Below are 13,486 nucleotides of genomic sequence, written 5' to 3' on the forward strand. Positions count from 1 at the left end.
CCCGGCAAAACTCCTGCCTCAGGTCCAAGGGAGGGAAGTAAGATGTCGGAAGTTCGTGTCAAGGACGGCGAGTCGCTGGAAAGCGCCCTGCGCCGCTTTAAGCGCTCCACCGCGCGCAGCGGCGTGTTGGCGGAAGTTCGCAAGCGCGAGGCGTATGAGAAGCCCTCCGTGCGCCGCAAGAAGAAGTCCGAAGCCGCCCGCAAGCGCAAGTATAAGTAAGCGGCGGTGCCGGTTAACCGGCTGACAACGCACCAAGCGTCCGGGCGGGCCCACCAGGGGCCCGCCCGTTTTCGTTTTCCCGAGACTATGAAGGAGGGCGCATGCCCATGCTCATCACACCGGAATATCTTTTTTCCAGCGTCAGCGCCATCACCCCCGCCTTTTTGAAGGAAAAGGGTGTCGATGCGCTGGTGCTGGATGTGGACGACACCCTCACCGCCCACGGCAGCCAGCAGCTGGACGCCGAGGTGGAACAGTGGCTGGGCAGGATGCGCGCCGCCGGCGTCAAGCTGATGATCGTCAGCAACAACACCAAAAAACGGGTGAGCCCCTTTGCCGCCCGGCTGGGGCTGCCCTTCGTCTCCATGGCCTGCAAGCCCCTCACCTTCGGCCTTGCCGCCGCCCGCCGCCGCTTCGGCGTGCCCCGGGCCCGCATGGCCATCGTGGGCGACCAGCTCTTCACCGACCGGCTGGCCGCCAGCTTCTTCGGCATCCCGGCGCTGGTGGTGTCGCCCCGGGGCGGCCCCGCCCGCAAGGACATCCGCATCAAGCGCAGGCTGGAACAGCCCTTCCTGCGCCGCTATTATCAAAAAGGAGGCAAGCTGCTGTGAACAAGCCTCTGTTCGGCACCGCCGGCACCAGCGAGAGCTTCAAGACCATGGGCTACAAGTCCAGCGCCCAGGTGCCGGAGTACACCGACGCCATGGGCCTGGACGCCTTCGAGTACCAGTGCGGCCGGGGCGTGCGTCTGGGCCAGGAACTGGCAAAGACCATCCGCGCCGGGGCCGAGGCCCGCGGCATCTGTTTCAGCCTCCACGCCCCTTACTACATCTCCATGAGCAGCATGGAGGAGGAAAAGCGGCTCAACAGCGTCAGCTACATCCTGCAAAGCGCCGCCGCGGTGCGCGCCCTGGGCGGCCGGCGGGTCATCTTCCACGCCGGCAGCTGCGGCAAGCAGAGCCGGGAAGAAGCCCTGGAAAAAGCGCTGGACACCATGGCCCGCATTCAGGCGGCGCTGGACGAAGCCGGCTTTGAGGACATCACCCTGTGCCCCGAGACCATGGGCAAGGTGGGCCAGCTGGGCACCCTGGACGAGGTGCTGGCCCTGTGCAAGGTGGACAAACGCATCACTCCCTGCATCGACTTCGGCCATCTGAACGCCCGGGACGGCGGCTGGATCAAGGGCACAGAGCAGTACGCCTTCATCCTGGACCGCATGGCCCAGGAACTGGGGGACGAGCGGGCGGTGAACTTCCACGCCCACTTCAGCCGCATCGAGTACACCACCGGCGGCGAAAAGCGTCACCTCACCTTTGCCGACACGGTGTTCGGCCCGCCCTTCGAGCCGCTGATGGAGCTTCTCTTTCAGCGCCGGCTGGCCCCGGTGATCGTCTGCGAGTCCGCCGGCACCCAGGCGGAGGACGCGGCGGTGATGAAACGGTATTATCAGAGCCTCGGCGAAGGCTGACTGAACGCGGCTTTTTGCCACAAAAGGGTTGCAAAACAGCCGCCCTTAGGGTAAAATATTTACGGATATGTCAAAGGTTCAGCTTTGAGATTATAAAAAGTATGGAGGATCCTTTATGATTTCTGCAGGCGATTTCCGCAACGGCGTTACCTTTGAAGAGGACGGCAAGGTGCTGCAGGTGGTTGAATTCCAGCACGTGAAGCCCGGCAAGGGCGCCGCCTTCGTGCGCACCAAGACCAAGAACGTCATCACCGGCGCCGTCACCGAGACCAGCTACAACCCCAGCGCCAAGTTCCCCACCGCTTACATCGAGCGGCGTGAGATGCAGTACAGCTACAACGACGGCGGTCTGTACTACTTCATGGACATGGAGACCTACGAGCAGGTGCCCATCAACGAGAAGGACCTGGGCGACTCCTTCAAGTTCGTGAAGGAGAACGAGATGGTCAAGGTGCTCAGCTACAAGGGCAACGTGTTCGGCATCGAAGCTCCCAACTTCGTGGTCCTGGAGGTCACCGAGACCGAGCCCGGCTTCAAGGGCAACACCGCCACCAACACCCTGAAGCCCGCCAAGCTGGAGACCGGCGCTGAGATCCGTGTGCCCCTGTTCATCAACGAGGGCGACAAGATCCGCATCGACACCCGCACCGGCGAGTATATGGAGCGCGCCTGAGCCAAGCAATGCGATCAGCCCCGGGCGGCGGCAATGCCGCCGCCCGGCTTTTCATTTCAAATCTGCAATAATAGGAGGAACATCCCTATGGAACTGAACGAGAGAGCCGCCTATCTGAAGGGCCTGATGGAAGGTCTGGAGATCAGCGAGGAGACCAAAGAGGGCAAGGTGCTCAAGGCCATGTACGAGCTGCTGGCCGAGCTGTGCGACACCGTCACCGATCTGGACGACGATCTGGACCAGGTCTACGACGAGCTGGACGCCATGGACGAGGACATGGACGAGCTGGAAGAGTACGTCTACGGCGACGACATGGACGACGAGGAAGAGGACGACGAGGACGACGGCGAGCTGGAGGCCGAGGTTGAGTATGAGCTCACCTGCCCCAACTGCGGCGCTGTGACCGTGGTGGACGAGGACACCCTCTTCAACGAGAAGATCAGCTGCCCCAACTGCGGCGCTGAGTTCGACATCGAGTTCACCGAGTGCGACGGCGAGTGCGACGGCTGCACCGACTGCGACGCCCCCGAGGAAGAATAAGATTTGACACGGGCCGCCAAGGCCCGAAAGGCGGGTCCGGCCACCGTTGTGGGAGGCCGCGCCCGCCTTTGCTTTTTGAGCAAAAGGAGGAGAGAGAAGGTTGCATACGATGCTTCTGGTGCTGCGTGCCGGGGCCTTTTTCGCCTGGCTGGGCTGCTGGTGCCTGTGGCTGTGCCGCAAAGCGAAGCTGCCCGCCGCCGTCACCCCGCTGGTGACGATGTGCGGCGCGGGGGTCGTGGTGTACGCCGCGGGGCTGCTCAACATCATCTGGCCGGTGCAGCTGGCCCTCTATCTGGCGGGCCCGGTGCTGGCCGTCACCTGCCTTGTGCGGGAAAAATGGCAGGCGCTGCGCCCCTTCGTCTGCGTTTCCATAGCGCTGTTTCTGGCGGCGGCAGGGGCCACCCTGCTGCTGGAGCGGGGCCGTGTGATCGACAACCACGATGAACTGGCCCACTGGGCCATCGCCGCCAAGACCGTGGTCACCGAGGGGCGGCTGCCCAACATGGCGGACACGATGGTGGAATTCGTGGACTATCCTCCCGCGGCCACCCTGTGGATCAAGGTGGTGTGCGACCTCGTCGGCTTTTCCGACGGCAGCATGCTTTTTGCCCAGAGCCTTCTGTTCCTGGCGGCCATCCTGGCCTTTGCGCCGCTGTGCAAAAAGCGGTGGTACGCCGGCGCGGCGGTGCTGGGCTACGGCGTCTATATGGCGGCCTTGAGCGTAGTCTGGCGGGAACTGCGGGTGGACGGCATGCTCACCGCCCTCACCGCCGGCGTGTGGGCCGTCACCGCGGCGCTGCGCCATGAGCCCAAGCGCGCCCTGGCGGCGTCGCTGCCGGTGCTGTGCTTCCTGGCCATCCTGAAAAACAGCGGCATGTTCTTTGTGGTGCTGGGCGCCATCCCGCTGATGGTGCTGCTGGCGCGGGCCGGGCAGAACCGCAGCCTCAAAACCGCCGGCTTCGCCGCACTGCCCCTGGCCGCTCCGGCCCTCACCTGGTGGCTGTGGCAGGCCCATGTGGCGCTGGTGTTCGTGGAGGGCGCAAGCAGCAAGCACGCCGCCTCCCTCACGGCCTACGGCGAGCAGCTGAGCGGCAAGACCCCCGAGGACATCGCCGCCTTCTGGGAAAAATTCCGCGGGTTCTGGCTTTTTGTCTCCGACCCGCCGGTGCTGCGGCTCCATCTCTTCTCCGCCGTCTTTCTGCTGACCTGCCTCGTTCTGGCGCTGCTCAAAGCCATGCGCTGGCGGGCCGCGGCGGGCTACGCCGCCGCCTGGGCGGGGGCCACCGCCGTCTATGTGGCGGCGCTGGCCGGGACCTACCTGTTCAGCATGAACACCGACGAGATGCTGGCCATCGCCAGCATCCGCCGCTATGCCGCCAGCTGGTTCGAGTGCCTGCCCGCCGCAGCCATCGTGCTGGCGCTGGTGTATCTGGAGCCCGCGCTGGAAGACGCGGGCCGCCTGCGGGGCTTTGTTCCCGCCACAGTGCGCCAGTGGCAGGCCTTCGCCCTCTGCGGGGCGCTGGCCCTCTTCTCCTTCGGCCTCACCGGGGCCCACGGCAGCTTCTCCCACCTGTGGTATTCCGCCCGGTCGGCCTCTGCTTCCGCCCGCCAGAACTACTGGCTGGACCTGAAAGAGCAGTACGGCCTGCCGGAGGGCGCTTCCTACCTGATGTACGTGGAGGGCATGGGGCTGGACACCTGGAGCGAGCGCTATGTGGTGCGCTATGCCCTGTACAGCCCGCTGGTGGATTTCTGCACCGAGCTGGACGAGGAGCAGGCCCGCGGCTACGACTATCTGGTGTTCTGCACCCAGGACGACGCCAGCCGCGCCTTTTTGGAGAGCCTCGGCCTGGACCCGAACGCCGGCTTTGCCGATCTGCGCTACCAGTGGTGACCTTGTTCCATCCTCCTCCCTGGGGCGGCCCTTTGCGTCGGGCAATAACCCCTGTCCCTCCTGCGTATACCGGGATGGAAGGACGCCGCCCGGGGGCGGCGAAAAGGAATGCAAAAAGGAGGGGAAGAAAATGAAGAAAAGAAAAGCGGGATGCGCGGCGCTGGCGTTGATGCTTGCGCTGAACTGCGGATGCGTCCGGGCAGCTTCGGCGTCAAGGCAGGAGACGCGGCAGACGGACGGCACGTCCGCCGCCCAAAGCGCCCCGGCGGACGAGGCCCTGGACGAAGCGGTGCTGGCCGAAGCGCTGCGCCTGCACTGTGTCCCGGACGAGAGCCGTCTGGCCGCCTTTGAGGTGCGCGGCGCCGGGGTGGTGCCGCCCGAAGGCTGGGACGAATACCCGCTGCTGGACGAGCACCTGGTGGAGCAAGAGCGCACCTGGCGGGGCTGGCTGGAGGCCGACGAGGCCCGGCGGCTCTTCGCCGCCGTCTTCCGGGTGGAGTACACCCCCGAGGCCACCATCAACGGCCCCCAGTACGCCGGCGGCATCTGGACCGTGCTGGCGCTGCTGGAACCCGCGGGGGAAGGCTATGACATCGTCGCGTCCAGCGTTGCGGACATCGGCCCCGATGACGTCCCCGCGCCGTTCGAGGCCGCCGAACTCGCCGTCACCGACGACCAGTGGGCCATCCTCCAACACCAGCTGGCAGCCCTCGCCGCCGGCGGCGTCTGGCGGGACTACACCTCTCCCGCCGACTGGACGGCGGAGGAGTTCACCTGCTGGCTGGCCCTGCGGGCGCAGAGCTGGCCGGGCACGGACGGGCAGGCCCTTTCCCAAGCGGATGTGCTGCGGATGGTCCAGGCGGACTTTTCGCCGGAAAACGGGGTCTGGAACAGCGCGGACGTGCGGCTGCAGGAGAGCGGTCTGCTCGACAACGGTCTTGTGGCCCTGCCCGCGGCGGAGGACCCTGCACGCTTTTTTGAGGAACAGGTGTCGGTGGAGTACTCCCGGCAGCTGACGAAGGACCAGGCCGCCGAGGGCAATGCCCCCATGCGGCCAGTGGACGAAGTGGTGGCCACAGTGACCATCCCGACCACGGAGGGCGAGGTGCGCATGGAGTACCGATTCGGCCTGGTGCCGCCGGACAACGGCCCGGTGAGCCGCACCTGGCTGATGGAGGCCCGGCGACTGACAGAATAACAAAGCAAAGTCCCCTTGCCGGGAAGATTCCCGGCAAGGGGACTTTTTGCAAAAAAGCGATTTACTGCGCTCCCGCGCAGGCCGCCTCCAGCACGCCGGCGGCGTGTTCGGGGGTGTTTTCGGCAAAGAGACGCTCGGCTTCGGCAAAAGGCAGGGTGCGCCCGCCCTCATCGGCCAGAAAGCGGCCCAGCCGCGCCGTCACATCCGCGCCCGTGCCCTCGCTCTCGAAAAGGCAAAGGGCCAAAGGCCAGCGGTCGAAATAGGAAAGGCAGGGGTCGTCCGCCCGCTTTGCCAGATGCAGCACCGGCTTGCCGGCGGCGAAGTACTCGAACAGCTTGCTGGGCACCTGGTTGTCCAGGTCGTTGCCCAGGCTCAGCAGCACGTCCGCGCCCGCCAGATAGCCCTCCGCCTTCTCTCTGGGCAGCGGGCCGGTGATGACCAGCCGCTCGCCCAGAACGGCCCGGCAGGCCTCGGGCAGGCCGGCGGGGTAGTTGTCCCAGCCGCCGCCCACGAACACCAGCTCCCAGCCGGGGTCGTTCAGCGCCCGGAACAGCTCCAGGGCGTAGTGGGGGGTGCGCAGGGCGGGGTAGAGGCTGCCCACAAAGACGCACCGCCGCCGCCCGGCCTCGCTCTTCACCGCCGCCGCGGCGGGGGCGGGGGGCACAAGGCTGGGAAAGTCCAGCACCTGCATCCGCCCGGCAAAGTCCGCCAGCGGCGCGCCAGGGGCGTAGTAACGGGCCATGGCAGGGGCCACCAGCAGCTTGTCCATGGCGTCCGCCAGCTGCCGTTCCCGGTCCCAGGCCCCGGGGGCGGAATAGCTGGCGTTGGCCGCGTAGGGGTCCATCTGCCAGTCGATCTTGGTGCAGGCCACGGCGGCCTCGGCCAAAGCGAAGCTGCCCGCGTAGGGGGCGGCCACCGCCACCGCGGCGTCAAAGCCCTCGGCCGCGTCCAGCCGCTCGATGGCGCTGCGGGCGGCCACAAGGCGGCGGGGGCGCTTCAGGGCAATCTGCCGCACCGCCGCCAGCGCCGCGTCGGGCTTTGCGGCAAGGCGGGCAAGGCGCAGGGGCACCGGCGTGCCCCCGGCGCGGCCGAACTCCAGCGCCTCGTTCATCCGCCGCTCGTCGCCAAAGGCCAGCAGGTGGCTTTCACATCCCGGCTCGGCGGGGGGCGGGGTGCGCCCGTCCCACAGTTCCAGAAGATGAACGGTGTGGCCCCGCTGCGCCAGCAGGCCCGCCGCCCGGCGCGCCAGCGCGGGGGTGGGGGCCAGAGGGAACTCCACGGTGTCCAGAATAAAGAGCAGTTTCATACAAAACACCTCGCCCGGAAGACGGGCGGCTTTGAAAATCAGCGGCGGTCGGTGAGCAGCAGGCGGCACAGCCAGCGGTAGAAAGGCCCCGGCAGGCAGGCCACCAGCGCCACGGCCTTCATTTTAGCGGGCAGGCGGGGCAGGGCCAGCGCCTGGGCCAGCCCGCCGCGCAGCTGGCCGCGCAGGCGGCGGTGGTCGGCGCAGAAATCCCGGGCGTTCTCCTGCCGCAGGATCATGCTGTCCAGATACAAAAGTTTTTCGTAATAGAAGGCCCGCACCGAGGGCTCCAGCACGCCGCCCTCCGCCTCGGTCAGGATGGTGGAGGCCACGAACAGCTGGTCTTCCAGCGCACGGCGGTTCAGGGGCCGGTGGGTGGTGGAGGCCGCGTGCTGGCGGTAGAAATAGCCCACCAGGTCCACAAAGGCCATGCCCTTCACCCGCTGCAGGATGTGCCAGTTGAGATAGAGGTCCTCGTTGTAGATGACGGGGGAGGAGAAGTCGAACCCCTCGAACAGACCCCGGTGGTAGAGCTTGTTGCACAGGCTGTATTCCACCCGCTTGTCGTGGAGCAGCGCGTCCAGCTGGCGGGGGGCCTCAAAGCGCAGCCGCTGGCCCGGCTCGTCCGGCACCTCGGGGGGCTGCTCGCCCAAAAAGGGCAGAAAGCGGCAGCAGGCCACCGGCAGGCCGGTGGAGCGGCAGCTTTCCGCCAGCACTTCCAGCATCCGCCGGTGGAGCAGGTCGTCGGAATCCACAAAGGCCAGATACTCGCCCCGGGCGGCGCGCACGCCCGCGCCCCGGCCGCCGATGATGCCCAGGTTCTCCTGATGGATGACTCGGCAGCGGGGCTCCGCCAGGGCAAAGGCGTCGCAGGCCTCGCCCGAGCCGTCGGTGCTGCCGTTGTCCACCAGCAGCAGTTCAAAGTCGGTCATCGTCTGGCGGGAGATGCTCTCCAGGCAGGGGCCCAGATAGTCCCCCGCGTTGTAGACCAGCACGATCACCGTGATGAGCGGTCGCTCCATGTGTTTCACTCCTCGCTGCCCGCGGCGCGGGCGAGATAGAACTCCTCCAGCCAGCGGGCGGTGTCCGCAATGTCATAGCCCGCCCCGCGGATGGCCCCGGCGGGGCAGCTGCGGGCGGCAAAACCGCCTTCCGCCAGCTCCAGCGCCGCGGCGGCCCAGGTGTCGGCGGCCTCGTCCAGCCCCAGCCGCCGCACCAGCGGGGTGATGCACACCTCGTCGGTGATGGCGCTGCTGGCGGCCACCGGCAGCCCCGCCGCCTGGGCCTCCACCAGCGTCACCGGCAGGCCCTCGTGGTGGGAGGGGAAGATGAAGCAGTCCATGGCGGAGAGCAGCGCAGGCACGTCCTGCCGGGGGCCCAGAAAGCGCACCGCGCTCTCAAGGCCCAGCCTGCGGGCGGTCTCGGCCATCTTGGGCCGCAGGGGGCCGTCCCCCGCCAGCAGCAGGGCGCTGTCCGGCCGGCGGGCGTGGAGAGCGGCGAAAATCTCCAAAAGGAAGGCGTGGTTTTTTTGCTCGGTGAACCGGCCCACATGCCCGGCCACAAAGGTGCTCTCGGCAAGGCCCAGCTCGGCGCAGATGTGGCTTCGGGCCTCGGCGCTGGGGGCAAAGTCCTCCGGCTGCACCCCGTTGAAGAGGATGCGCGCCTCGGCGGCCTTTTCGCCGAACATCCAGTCGGCGGCGGCCTTGCTGCAGGCGAACAGATCGGTGGCCCAGGGCAGCACCATCCGGCCGTAGTGGTCCTTCACCAGCTGGAAGGCAAGCCCGCCCTCGTTCTTGGTGTTGTGGCTGTGGGCGATGCGCACCGGGATGCCCGCCTTCGCCGCCCGCTTCATCACAAGGCCGCTGAACTTGTCCATGTGGGAGTGGACGATGGGATAGCGTGGCTCGGCGCGCAGCACCCTGTCCAGGGCGGCGGTGTAGACGAAGGGGCCCTTCTGGGTGATGAAGGGGATGCGGTGGATGCGCCCGCCCAGGGCCTCGATCTCCGGCTCGTACACGCCGGGGAAGGAGGAGACGAAGTCGAACTGCACCTTCTCCCGGTCGATGTTGCGGTAGAGGTTCATGATGAGGCTCTCGTAGCCTCCGTGGCCCAGGCCCGCCACGCAGTGAAGCACCCGGATCGGCGCCATGCGGCCGCCCCCTTTCATGGTTCAGGATACACGCATCAGTATAGCAAAAAGCCCCGGCCTTTGCAAATGAGCCGGGGCGCAGAGAACGCAAGAAAAGGGGCCCCGCCGCCCGGCGGAGCCCCCTTGAAAGATCAGGGATTCACGTAATTGCGCACCAGCGCCTGCAAGAGGTCATCTCGGTCCACCTTGCGGATGAGAGAGCGGGCGTTCTTGTAGGTGGTGATGTAGGTGGGGTCCTCCGAGAGGATGTAGCCCACCAGTTGGTTGATGGGGTTGTATCCCTTTTCCTTCAGTGCGTCGTACACCTCCTGCACCACGGCGCGGATCTCGCGGTCGCGCTCGTCGTAGATGGAGAATACAGCGGTAGGATCAGACATCTCGAAGCCCCCCTTTACCAAGGCAGTAGTTTATATGCAATAGTATACAGGATAATCTCCCCGATTGCAAGCAGGGGAACACTACAAAAGCGTGACACTTTTGTTAATTGTGCTCAAAACTGCTCAGCTGCGCAGGGTCACGCCCATCTCGCCCAGGGCCTTCAGCACCCGGCTGATGGCGCCGTCCACCTCTTCGTCGGTGAGGGTGCGGTCCGCGGCGCGGAACACCAGATTGTAGGCCAGGCTCTTCTTGCCCTCGCCCACCTTCTCGCCGGTGTACACGTCAAAGAGGGTCAGGCTCTCCAGATGCTCGCCGGCGTTCGCCTTGATGCACCCGGCCAGCGCGGCGGCGGGAGCGGCCTCGTCGGCCACCAGGGCCAGGTCGCGGCTGGTGGCGGGGTGCTTGGGCAGCGGCGCAAACTGAGGCTCACCGCCCCGCAGCTCGAAGAGCTTGTCGAGGTTCAGGTCGGCGGCCACCACCCGGGCCTTCACGCCGTAGCCCGCGCAGACGGTGGGGTGAACTTCGCCCACGGTGCCCACCTTTTCGCCCTTCACGAAGATGTCGGCGGCGCGGCCGGGATGGAAGGCAGCGCCCTCGGCGTTGCGCTCCACGGTGAAGTCCTTGATGCCGGCGGTGGCCAGCAGGCCCTCCACCACGCCCTTCATGGCCAGATAGTCCCACTGGGGGCCGTAGGCCGCCAGAATGAGCTTCTGCACCTCGGTGGGCAAAAGGTCGCTGGGGGTCTTGCCCTCGGCGGCCAGCTTCTTGCACAGGGCGGGGTAGTCGTTGAAGTCGTTGTCCGCCACTTCGTCGGCCAGGGGGCTGGGCAGATACTCGGTGGCCTGCTCGAACACCGCGCACTCGGCGGCGCGGGCGCTGAAGTTGCGGGCCACCACGTCCATCACGCTGGGCAGGGCGGTGGTGCGCATGATGCTGGTGTCCTCGCCCAGGGGGTTGGAGATGACCACCGCGTTGCGCAGGGGGTCGTTCTCCGGCAGGTGGATGGCGTCGAAGCACTTGGCGCTGTAAAAGCTGAAGTTCTCGCACTCCCACAGGCCGTAGCCGGCCAGGGTGCGGGTGAGCTTTTCGTCAAAGCTCTGGCGCGGGGTGGGCCGGGCCTCGGCCACGCCCTTCATCAGGGTGCTGGGCATCTTGTTGTAGCCCACATACCGGGCCACTTCCTCGGCCAGGTCGCAGTCCCGTTTCACGTCGTCGCGCAGGGTGGGGCAGACCACCACGTCGCCCTCCAGGCGGAAGCCCAGGGGCAGCAGGATGTCCACCATCTCCTGGCGGGAGAGGCTGGTGCCCAGCAGGCGGTTGATGACCTCGGGGCGCAGGGGCACATGGTTCTCGGTGCGGGGCGCGGGGTAGATGTCCACCACGCCGTCCACCACGTCGCCGGCGTCCAGCAGCTGCACCAGCTCCAGCGCGCGGGCCAGGGCCGGGGCGCAGGTGTTGGGGTCAAGCCCCTTGGAGTACTTGGCGGAGGCCTCGGTCTGCAGGCCCAGCTTCTTGGCGGTGGTGCGGATGGAGGGGCCGTAGAACATGGCGCTCTCGAACACCACGGTGGTGGTGTGCTCGTAGGTGCCGCTGTACTCGCCGCCCATCACGCCGGCCACGCCGATGGGGCCCGCGTCGTCGGCGATGACCAGCATCTCCTCACTGAGGGCGCGGTCCACGCCGTCCAGGGTGACGATGTGCTCGCCGGGTTTTGCGTTGCGCACATGGATGTGCTGGCCATTCACATACTTGTGGTCGAAGCAGTGCATGGGCTGGCCGTACTCCAGCATCACATAGTTGGTGATGTCCACCAGATTGTTGATGGGGCGCACGCCGCAGGCCCGCAGCCGGTCCCGCATCCACTTGGGGCTGGGGGCAACGCGCACGTTCTCCACCACCGCGCCGCAGTAGCGCATGCACAGCTCGCTGTTCTCGATGTCCACCTTGAGCAGGTCGTTCACGTTGCCGTGGCCGGGCTTCACAGTGGGGGTGTGGTCCTTGAAGGGCACGCCGAAGGTGGCGGCGCACTCGCGGCCCAGCTCCCGCACCGCAAGGCAGTCGGGGCGGTTGGGGGTGATCTCGAACTCAAAGACCACGTCGTCCATGCCCAGAGCCTCCACAGCGGGGGTGCCGGGAGCGGGCATGCCGTCGGGGTAATCCCGCTCGTCCAGCACCAGGATGCCGTTCTCGATGGCGTAGGGGAAGTCGTGGGTGGTCAGGCCCAGCTCGCCCAGGCTGCACAGCATGCCGCAGCTCTCCACGCCCCGCAGCACGCCCGTTTTGATCTCCACGCCGCCGGGGAGCTTCGAGCCGTCCAGCGCCACGGGCACAAGGTCGCCCACCTTGAGGTTGGCCGCGCCGGTGACGATCTGCAGCGGCGCATTCTGGCCCACTTCCACCTGGCAGACGACCATGTGGTCGGAGTCCGGATGAGGCACGATGGACTCGATGCGGCCGATGACCACGTTCTCCACCGCGTCGGCGGCGTTTTCATAGCACTCCACCTTGCTGCCGGTCATGGTGAGCCGGTCGGCCATCTCTTTGGCGGAGCAGTCAAAATCGGCGAATTCCTTCGCCCAGTTCATGGGTAATACCATTGGTGTCGTCCCCCTTGTTCTCAGTTAAACTGCTTTAAGAAGCGCAGGTCGTTTTCGTACAGAAGGCGCATGTCGTCGATGCCGTAGCGCATCATGACCACGCGCTCAAGGCCGATGCCGAAGGCGTAGCCGGTGTATTTCTCCGAGTCGATGCCGCAGTTTTCCAGCACCTTGGGGTGCACCATGCCGCAGCCCAGGATCTCGATCCAGCCTTCGCCCTTGCACATGGAGCAGCCCTTGCCGCCGCACTTGAAGCAGCTCATGTCCATCTCGGCGCTGGGCTCGGTGTAGGGGAAGTGATGGGGGCGGAACCGCACCTTGGTGTCGGGGCCGTAGAGCTTTTTGATGAACACTTCCAGCGTGCCCTTCAGGTCGCTGAAGGTGATGCCCTCGTCCACAACGAGGCCCTCGATCTGGTGGAAGATGGGGCTGTGGGTGGCGTCCACCGCGTCGGAGCGGTACACCCGGCCGGGGGCGATGATGCGGATGGGAGGCTTGCGCTTTTCCATCGTGCGGATCTGCATGCCGCTGGTCTGGGTGCGCAGCAGGATGTTCTCGGTGATGTAGAAGGTGTCCTGGGTGTCGCGGGCGGGGTGGGTCTTGGGGATGGTGAGCATCTCGAAGTTGTAGTGGTCCAGCTCCACCTCGGGGCCGCCCACCACGTCAAAGCCCATGCCAAGGAAGATGTCCTTGAAGTCGTTCAGCACCAGATGGAAGGGGTGCAGGCCGCCCTGCTCCGGGCGCTTGCCCGGCAGGGTCACGTCGATGGTCTCGCCGGCAAGGCGGGCGGTGAGGGCGGCGTCCGCCAGCTCCTTCATCCGGGCGCGGATGCGCGCGTCGATCTCTTCCCGCACCTGGTTGGCCAGCGCGCCCACCACCGGGCGCTCCTCGGCGGAAAGCTTGCCCATCTGCTTCAGGATGCCGGTGAGCTCGCCTTTCTTGCCCAAAAAGCGCACCCGCAGTTCGTCCGCCGCCTTCTCACTGTCGGCGGCGGCGATCAGCTGGTCCGCCTGCTGGCGGATCTGTTCCAATGCCTCTTTCATAAATCCTATCTCCTCTCGGAAAGT

At 66.4% G+C, this 13,486-nt stretch carries 13 protein-coding genes; 7 read left to right on the forward strand and 6 right to left on the reverse strand.

Going from position 1 to position 13,486, the window contains the following annotated elements; translation table 11 throughout:
* Nucleotides 1-42 precede the first annotated feature (42 nt).
* The 7 genes from rpsU (at nucleotide 43) to ACMI1Q_RS00685 (ending at nucleotide 5,992) form a co-directional block, all read left to right on the forward strand.
* Nucleotides 43-219 carry a 30S ribosomal protein S21 gene (gene rpsU, locus ACMI1Q_RS00655; protein WP_177521317.1) on the forward strand — a complete coding sequence of 59 codons (177 nt, stop codon included), beginning with the start codon at nucleotides 43-45 and terminating at the stop codon, nucleotides 217-219.
* Between the two features lie 107 nt (nucleotides 220-326).
* Nucleotides 327-830 (forward strand): YqeG family HAD IIIA-type phosphatase, encoded by a 504-nt coding sequence (locus ACMI1Q_RS00660; protein ID WP_419502447.1) that lies wholly within the window; start codon nucleotides 327-329, stop codon nucleotides 828-830.
* A gap of 47 nt (nucleotides 831-877) precedes the next feature.
* Nucleotides 878-1,687 carry a TIM barrel protein gene (locus ACMI1Q_RS00665; protein WP_419502476.1) on the forward strand — a complete coding sequence of 270 codons (810 nt, stop codon included), beginning with the start codon at nucleotides 878-880 and terminating at the stop codon, nucleotides 1,685-1,687.
* A gap of 115 nt (nucleotides 1,688-1,802) precedes the next feature.
* Complete coding sequence (gene efp, locus ACMI1Q_RS00670) at nucleotides 1,803-2,360, forward strand: elongation factor P (RefSeq protein ID WP_177521315.1); 558 nt, start codon at nucleotides 1,803-1,805, stop codon at nucleotides 2,358-2,360.
* A gap of 87 nt (nucleotides 2,361-2,447) precedes the next feature.
* The gene (locus ACMI1Q_RS00675; protein ID WP_394978904.1) at nucleotides 2,448-2,900 is read left to right on the forward strand and encodes a CD1247 N-terminal domain-containing protein; all 453 of its coding nucleotides are present in this window, start codon (nucleotides 2,448-2,450) and stop codon (nucleotides 2,898-2,900) included.
* 109 nt (nucleotides 2,901-3,009) lie between these two features.
* Nucleotides 3,010-4,794, forward strand: a complete 1,785-nt coding sequence (locus ACMI1Q_RS00680; protein ID WP_419502448.1) for a hypothetical protein — start codon at nucleotides 3,010-3,012, stop codon at nucleotides 4,792-4,794.
* Nucleotides 4,795-4,924: 130 nt separating this feature from the next.
* The gene (locus ACMI1Q_RS00685; RefSeq protein WP_419502449.1) at nucleotides 4,925-5,992 is read left to right on the forward strand and encodes a hypothetical protein; all 1,068 of its coding nucleotides are present in this window, start codon (nucleotides 4,925-4,927) and stop codon (nucleotides 5,990-5,992) included.
* Between the two features lie 61 nt (nucleotides 5,993-6,053).
* On the opposite strand, the gene ACMI1Q_RS00690 is transcribed toward ACMI1Q_RS00685, so the two are convergent.
* From ACMI1Q_RS00690 to pheS, 6 genes are all read right to left on the reverse strand, one after another.
* Nucleotides 6,054-7,298: a glycosyltransferase gene (locus tag ACMI1Q_RS00690; protein ID WP_419502450.1), complete on the reverse strand. Its 1,245-nt coding sequence runs from the start codon at nucleotides 7,296-7,298 to the stop codon at nucleotides 6,054-6,056.
* Nucleotides 7,299-7,336: 38 nt separating this feature from the next.
* The gene (locus tag ACMI1Q_RS00695; RefSeq protein WP_417026773.1) at nucleotides 7,337-8,317 is read right to left on the reverse strand and encodes a glycosyltransferase family 2 protein; all 981 of its coding nucleotides are present in this window, start codon (nucleotides 8,315-8,317) and stop codon (nucleotides 7,337-7,339) included.
* 5 nt (nucleotides 8,318-8,322) lie between these two features.
* Nucleotides 8,323-9,444, reverse strand: coding sequence for a glycosyltransferase family 1 protein (locus ACMI1Q_RS00700; RefSeq protein ID WP_419502451.1), 1,122 nt, complete (start codon nucleotides 9,442-9,444; stop codon nucleotides 8,323-8,325).
* 131 nt (nucleotides 9,445-9,575) lie between these two features.
* The gene (locus tag ACMI1Q_RS00705; RefSeq protein ID WP_330056370.1) at nucleotides 9,576-9,821 is read right to left on the reverse strand and encodes an IreB family regulatory phosphoprotein; all 246 of its coding nucleotides are present in this window, start codon (nucleotides 9,819-9,821) and stop codon (nucleotides 9,576-9,578) included.
* A 123-nt stretch (nucleotides 9,822-9,944) separates the two neighbouring features.
* Nucleotides 9,945-12,419: a phenylalanine--tRNA ligase subunit beta gene (gene pheT / locus ACMI1Q_RS00710; RefSeq protein ID WP_419502452.1), complete on the reverse strand. Its 2,475-nt coding sequence runs from the start codon at nucleotides 12,417-12,419 to the stop codon at nucleotides 9,945-9,947.
* A gap of 20 nt (nucleotides 12,420-12,439) precedes the next feature.
* Nucleotides 12,440-13,462 carry a phenylalanine--tRNA ligase subunit alpha gene (gene pheS / locus ACMI1Q_RS00715; RefSeq protein ID WP_419502453.1) on the reverse strand — a complete coding sequence of 341 codons (1,023 nt, stop codon included), beginning with the start codon at nucleotides 13,460-13,462 and terminating at the stop codon, nucleotides 12,440-12,442.
* Between the last annotated feature and the right edge of the window lie 24 nt (nucleotides 13,463-13,486).

The sequence above is a fragment of the Candidatus Allofournierella excrementavium genome, assembly GCF_048526665.1.
GTDB classification, from domain to species: Bacteria; Bacillota; Clostridia; order Oscillospirales; family Ruminococcaceae; genus Allofournierella_A; species Allofournierella_A excrementavium.

Excerpts from the sequence above, each read along its gene's own strand:
- rpsU (WP_177521317.1), top strand. The coding sequence starts at position 43 with ATGTCGGAAGTTCGTGTCAAGGACGGCGAGTCGCTGGAAAGCGCCCTG.
- ACMI1Q_RS00660 (WP_419502447.1), top strand. The coding sequence starts at position 327 with ATGCTCATCACACCGGAATATCTTTTTTCCAGCGTCAGCGCCATCACC.
- ACMI1Q_RS00665 (WP_419502476.1), top strand. The coding sequence starts at position 878 with ATGGGCTACAAGTCCAGCGCCCAGGTGCCGGAGTACACCGACGCCATG.
- efp (WP_177521315.1), top strand. The coding sequence starts at position 1,803 with ATGATTTCTGCAGGCGATTTCCGCAACGGCGTTACCTTTGAAGAGGAC.
- ACMI1Q_RS00675 (WP_394978904.1), top strand. The coding sequence starts at position 2,448 with ATGGAACTGAACGAGAGAGCCGCCTATCTGAAGGGCCTGATGGAAGGT.
- ACMI1Q_RS00680 (WP_419502448.1), top strand. The coding sequence starts at position 3,010 with ATGCTTCTGGTGCTGCGTGCCGGGGCCTTTTTCGCCTGGCTGGGCTGC.
- ACMI1Q_RS00685 (WP_419502449.1), top strand. The coding sequence starts at position 4,925 with ATGAAGAAAAGAAAAGCGGGATGCGCGGCGCTGGCGTTGATGCTTGCG.
- ACMI1Q_RS00690 (WP_419502450.1), bottom strand. The coding sequence starts at position 7,298 with ATGAAACTGCTCTTTATTCTGGACACCGTGGAGTTCCCTCTGGCCCCC.
- ACMI1Q_RS00695 (WP_417026773.1), bottom strand. The coding sequence starts at position 8,317 with ATGGAGCGACCGCTCATCACGGTGATCGTGCTGGTCTACAACGCGGGG.
- ACMI1Q_RS00700 (WP_419502451.1), bottom strand. The coding sequence starts at position 9,444 with ATGGCGCCGATCCGGGTGCTTCACTGCGTGGCGGGCCTGGGCCACGGA.
- ACMI1Q_RS00705 (WP_330056370.1), bottom strand. The coding sequence starts at position 9,821 with ATGTCTGATCCTACCGCTGTATTCTCCATCTACGACGAGCGCGACCGC.
- pheT (WP_419502452.1), bottom strand. The coding sequence starts at position 12,419 with ATGGTATTACCCATGAACTGGGCGAAGGAATTCGCCGATTTTGACTGC.
- pheS (WP_419502453.1), bottom strand. The coding sequence starts at position 13,462 with ATGAAAGAGGCATTGGAACAGATCCGCCAGCAGGCGGACCAGCTGATC.